Origin of the sequence: Methylobacterium sp. CCH5-D2 (assembly GCF_001556475.1) — a bacterium.
GTDB classification, from domain to species: Bacteria; Pseudomonadota; Alphaproteobacteria; order Rhizobiales; family Beijerinckiaceae; genus Methylobacterium; species Methylobacterium hispanicum.
The window spans coordinates 1-5,059 of sequence record NZ_LSIX01000778.1 but is presented as its reverse complement, the minus strand read 5'-3'; the positions used below and the strand labels follow the sequence as shown (position 1 = coordinate 5,059).

Genomic DNA, 5,059 nt, shown 5'->3' with positions numbered 1-5,059 from the left:
GGGGTGACGTGCTTGCGCATCTACGGGCTCGCGGGCAGGTCGAGGGTGAGGCCGTGGGTGCGGCCGGCGGCGTCGTCGGCGGCCGGGTCCGGCCGGGTGTCGGGGCGGAGCGCCTGGGGCGCGAAGGTGATGTCGAGGCCCGCGAGCGGGGGCGCCGCCTCGCCGACGCTGAGGCCGGCGAGCCGGTCGCAGGTCGCCCGGGCCGAGCCGGTGGTGAGCGCGCGCGCCACCGTGCGCAGGGGCTCCGGCAGGCTGGCGTAGGGGCCCGACACGGGCGCGGCGGCGTCGGGGAGTTCGGGATCTTTCAGCACCACGTCGAACACGACGTAGCGGATCGCGAGCTTCTCGCCCGTCTGGTCGCTCGGAAAGCGCTCGGAGACGTAGTCCGTCACCCGCTTCGTCACCGCCTCGCGCAGGAGCCGGGAGGCCGGCGTGTCCGCGTAGGTGAGCGCGCCGATCACCCGGTCTTCGAGCAGGTCGAGGAGCGCCTCAAGCTCGCGGTTGGTGGCGACCACCCCGAACTCGGCCTCCGCTCCCTCGCCATCGACCACCGTGGCGGAGATCTCGACCGTGAGGCTGCAGGTCAGCTCGAAGGGGGCGCCGCCGTTGTTGGCCGAGTACGCCTTGGCCTTCGTGGTGTCGGTGGTCACCAAGATCACCGGCATCGGCTCGCGGTGGTCGATCGCCTCGATGCGGCTGTCGAAGATCCGGCCCTCGACCTGGCGGTCGATCACGGGGTCGGCCAGGAACGCCTCGATCGCGGCGAGCCGCAGGGCCGTGCGGGCAAGGCTCATCGGATCTCCGCCAGATGCAGGCTGAGCCGCCCGAGATCGACGGGCAGGCAGTGGGTGATCTCGAAGCGCGCGCCCGTGTCGAGGCGCAGGACGTGCCAGCCGGCCTGCGGGCGCTCCGCAAGCGCGTCGACCGCGACATCCACCCGGGGCTGCTCGGCGGCGATCGCGTGGGTGGTCGAGTCCGCCATGGCGCGGCCCCGCGCGTGGGCGAGCGCGCCGGGGGCCACGAACACCCCCGTGAAGGGGATGGGCGGGGCCCCCGGCTCGGCCTCGCGCCGGGCGTTGACGTCGCGGCGCCCCGGCGCGCTGGCGGGCGCCTGCCGGGGGATGAGGTGGAAGCGCTCGCCGAACACCCGGTCCGTCGTGCGGCCGGCGGCGCGCGCGAGGCGGGCGAACGGCGCGGGCACGGGCTCAGAAGCTCTTGTTGAGCCGGACCCGGCCGATCGGCGCGTTGGCCGCCTCGCCCTTCGGGTTTACGGCCACGCCGATCTTCAGGTTGGCCGCCTGCGTCTCGGTGACCTTCTTGGCGGCGGCGTCGTAGTAGAGCACCTGTCCGAAGTCCCAGGCCTCGGCGGCGACCTTGGGCAGGTCGTAGACGCCGCCGGAGGTGTCGAGCTCGAACTCCTGGCCGATTGCGGCGTCGCCGGTCGCCACGCCGAACACGGCGTTGGCCACCACGAGGTCGCCGGATTTGACCGCCGCGGCGGCCAGCGCGGTCAGGGTGCAACCGCTCATCACGAAATTACGCATGGGCTCTCTCGGCCGAAAGGCTCGCTGGAGTGCGGGAGGGATCGGTTGGGCCGGAGCCCGCGCGCGGGTGGCGCGGGCCCCGGTTGAGCGGGGCGCCTTACTGCGAGCGCCACGCGCCGCGGTGGTCGATCACCTTGGCGCCGACGTCCTGGCGGACCTTCACCTCGACGCCATCGACGTCGAAGCCCATGCGGGTCTCCGTGTAGAGGCCCTCGGCGCCCTCCAGATAGGCCAGCTCGATCAGGTCGATCTGGGCCGGATCGCCGAAGACGTAGAAGTTCGTCTTGCTCACCGCGTCGAGGCGCGGCTCGGAGATCGGCTTGAGCTTGCGCATCGTGTCGGTGACGGCGTCCGCCGTCTTCGTCGGGTAGATCATGCCGAGGAACTGCTCGGCCTTGGTCTCCAGGGCGACCGGCACCACGAGGTAGGTCGGCGACACGTTGAGCAGCGTCTTGCCGTCGAGGCCGGTCTGGTTGCGCATGGCCTCGCGCGCGGTGCCGACCGTATCGACGCCGATGCCGCCGCCCGCGCCGAGGTTGGCGTGCTCGGCCGAGAACAGCGCGAAGCCGTCGGCCATCAGCGGGTTGCCCGTGATCTCGCCCCAGACGAGGTCCGACTCGAGGTTCGCGGCAGCCACACCGAACGAGCGCGGGATGCGGGTGAAGGCGTCGAGGTCGTCGTTGATGATGACCTGCCGGGTGATCGCGACGATCTTGCCGTAGGTCGAGACGGCGTACTTCTCGGCCGCGTCGCCCATCTTGCCGCGCTTGAACTCGCCGCGCTCGTTGACCTTCTCCAGGCGGGGCGCCTCGCCGAGCTGCACGCGGGAGACCGGCTTGAAGTCGGGCACGGTGACGACGCGCACCAGCGGCCGGAAGGTCTGCGGGGCGGCCTGATAGCCCATCCGCAGGGTCTTGTTGGCGACGTTGGCGAGGATGTTGGGGAAGTCCGAGGTCGTCATGCCGCCGCCCGAGCGCAGGGCGATCTCGGAGGCCTCCGAGCGCATCTGCAGCATGGCCTGGGCGCGCTCGTGCTTGCCCATGCCGCGGGTCTTGACGCCGCGCGCTTCCAGGCACTCGCTGCCGATCTCCAGGAGCGTGAGGCCGCGGAACTCGCGCGCGTGGTCGGTGAGCTGGACACCGCGCGGGTCGTAGCGGTGCAGGAGCGCGTTCTCGATCGCGGCGCCCCGCTTCTCGTCGTCGCCCTGACCGACGATCTGGGCCCGGGTGCCCTGACCGGTGACCACGGCTCCGGTGCGATTCGCCATGTGCTCGAAACCGCGATTGCGGAAGGCCTCGGCCGTGGTGCCGTCGGCGATGGCGGCGTCGATCTGGTCCTGCGGCAGGCCGGAGCGGCGGCCGATGTCGAGGATCGTGGCCGAGCGCTCCCGCTCGGCGCGGACGAGAGCCTGACCGTCGAGGACGGGCGCCACCGGCGCGGACGGGGCCGCACGGGTCTCGACAGGCGCGGCCGGGGCGACCGGGACGACGGGGGCGGTCTCGACGGGCGGCGTGCCCTGGGGCGAATTACGACGAAGCACGTCGCTCTCCTCTGAGTGCGGGGTGGACTGGGGGGTAGGAAGCGTCTCGGCCGGTACGGACCGCACGGCGGCCTGCGGATCGGCGGGAACGGTGACGAGGGAGACTTCGAGCAGCTCCCACTTGTCGGCGCGCCAGACCTCGACCTCATCGTCGATGCTGGTCAGGGTCCAGGTCGTGACGCGGTAGCCGACGGAGATCGAGGACAGCTCGCCGCGGGCGACCTGACCCTCGAAGCTGCGCCCGTCGTCCGTGTCGGCGAAGCGCAGGCGCCCGACGAGGATGCCAGCCTCGAAGCGGGCATCCTCCACGACGCCGATCGGGCGGTTCTGGTTGTGGTTGAACAGGAAGTTCATCCGCCCGGAAGCCGCCCGGCCGAGGTCGATCGCGTCGGCCGAGACGGCCAGCTCTTCGTAGCCGCCCCACCGCTTCACCCGGGCGCCGGATGAGAACACCGCGTCGATGGTGCGACCGACCGGATCGTAGGTGCCCGGCGTGAAGCTCGCCGCGCGGGTCGCGGTCGCACCGGGCTCGAAGCCGTCCGGACCAATGCGGGGGGTGGAGCGGGTGCGTGCGCCAGCGGGCGCCGGAACCGAGCGCGTCATGGTGGATTCCGTTGAGGCGGTCAGGCCGCGGGTTTCTCGGGATCGGTCGGGTAGGCCCCGCCCGGGGGCAGTTGCGCCACGCCGGTCTGCGAGGTCCGGCGCGGGTCGATGTCGAGGACGAGCTTGCCGGGCGTCTTGTCGAGGACGTCGAAGAAGGTCCCGAAGTCGGCGACCACCTTGCGCCAATCCTGCCCCCAGCTTCCCAGGAACTCCTGGGGCGTCATCCGGCCGGCGCGCACCGCCAGGATGTCGGCCTCCAAGTCCTTCCTCGGGTCGATCGGATCAACCGCCGGCAGGATGAAGTCCCAGCGGTAGCCGCCGCGGCGGGGCCGCAGCGCGCCGTTCATCACCGCCGCGTCCTCGAACCACCCGACGACGCGCCGCACGAGCTGGGGCACGGCGACGTGCTCCTGATCCATCAGGGCAAGCCGCCGACCGATGATCTTGCCGGCGCGCAAGGACGAGTAGTTCGCCTGCCGCAGGTCGCCGGTCAGCTCATCGTAGGTGAGCCCGGTGCCCGCCGCGAAGGCCATGGCGGCGGCCAGATACACCTCGGCGAACTGGCCCGAACTCGTCGGCTCGGCGAATGTCGCCTTCTCGCCGGGGCGCAGGTAGTTGATCATGCCCGGCGCGAGCTTCTCGATCAGGCGGCCGACAGCCGAGCCGCCCTCCTTGGTCGCGCCGCCGACGGTGCGGGCCGGGGCGCCGTCCGCGCTCTCGACGAAGACGGCAAAGCAGGCCTCGGTCTTGGCCTTGATCAGCACCGCGTCCATCAGGTCGGCGCGGTCGCGCGCGCTCATCAGGACGGGGGCCAAGAGCGGCACGCCGCGCACCTGTCCGGGCCGCAGCGGCCGGAACAGGTGGATGACGTCGGCGCGCGGCACGAAGTGCGACTGGTAGGGCGCCCCGTAGAAATTGAAGTCGCCGGGGTGCTGACCGTGGATCCAGTAGCCCAGGCGCTCGTCCTCCGGCCCGAGGCCGACGCCGAGGCGGGAGGCGTGCCCCTCGAAGAGGCCCATGTCGCGGGCGGTGTCGATGAAGTCCCCTTCGAGCAGTTTGAGCTTGAGGGGCACGCGCATCGAGCGGTCGCGCGGGGCGATGCGGCGCAGGACCGAGTCGCCGCCCTCCAGCATCGCCATCCAGGCGAGCCGCTGCAGGCCGCCGAAGGTGTTGATCTCCTCGACGTCGCAGGTGGCGCACCACTCGGCCCAGAGATCCTTGACCTGGTTGTCGATCCGGTCGGAGCCGTTGTCGGGCACGGCGAGGATGCCGGTGCCGATGGTGTTGGCAGTGCGCACCTCGATGGCGCGCGCGCCCTCGCTCGTGTTGCGCACGAGGTCGCGCGAGCGGCTGCGCAGGCGGGCGAGGCCCG

5 protein-coding genes are annotated in these 5,059 nt (G+C 71.9%); all 5 read right to left on the bottom strand.

The features are described 5' to 3' along the window. Window positions 1-20: 20 nt before the first annotated feature. Window positions 21-794: a hypothetical protein gene (locus AX737_RS20740; RefSeq protein WP_066924545.1), complete on the bottom strand. Its 774-nt coding sequence runs from the start codon at window positions 792-794 to the stop codon at window positions 21-23. Continuing rightward, entirely contained in the window at window positions 791-1,201 is a 411-nt protein-coding gene (locus AX737_RS20735) for a hypothetical protein (protein WP_066924543.1), read from the bottom strand. The genes AX737_RS20740 and AX737_RS20735 overlap by 4 nt, the downstream gene beginning before the upstream one ends. 4 nt (window positions 1,202-1,205) lie before the next feature. Next, complete coding sequence (locus AX737_RS20730; RefSeq protein ID WP_066924541.1) at window positions 1,206-1,544, bottom strand: DUF2190 family protein; 339 nt, start codon at window positions 1,542-1,544, stop codon at window positions 1,206-1,208. Between the two features lie 97 nt (window positions 1,545-1,641). After that, entirely contained in the window at window positions 1,642-3,687 is a 2,046-nt protein-coding gene (locus AX737_RS20725) for a prohead protease/major capsid protein fusion protein (RefSeq protein ID WP_066924539.1), read from the bottom strand. Window positions 3,688-3,707: 20 nt separating this feature from the next. Then, window positions 3,708-5,059 (bottom strand): phage portal protein (locus AX737_RS20720; RefSeq protein WP_066924537.1); only part of this gene is annotated, 1,352 nt, incomplete at its 5' end.

Coding starts and splice junctions, on each gene's coding strand:
- AX737_RS20740 (WP_066924545.1), bottom strand. CDS start 794: ATGAGCCTTGCCCGCACGGCCCTGCGGCTCGCCGCGATCGAGGCGTTC.
- AX737_RS20730 (WP_066924541.1), bottom strand. CDS start 1,544: ATGCGTAATTTCGTGATGAGCGGTTGCACCCTGACCGCGCTGGCCGCC.
- AX737_RS20725 (WP_066924539.1), bottom strand. CDS start 3,687: ATGACGCGCTCGGTTCCGGCGCCCGCTGGCGCACGCACCCGCTCCACC.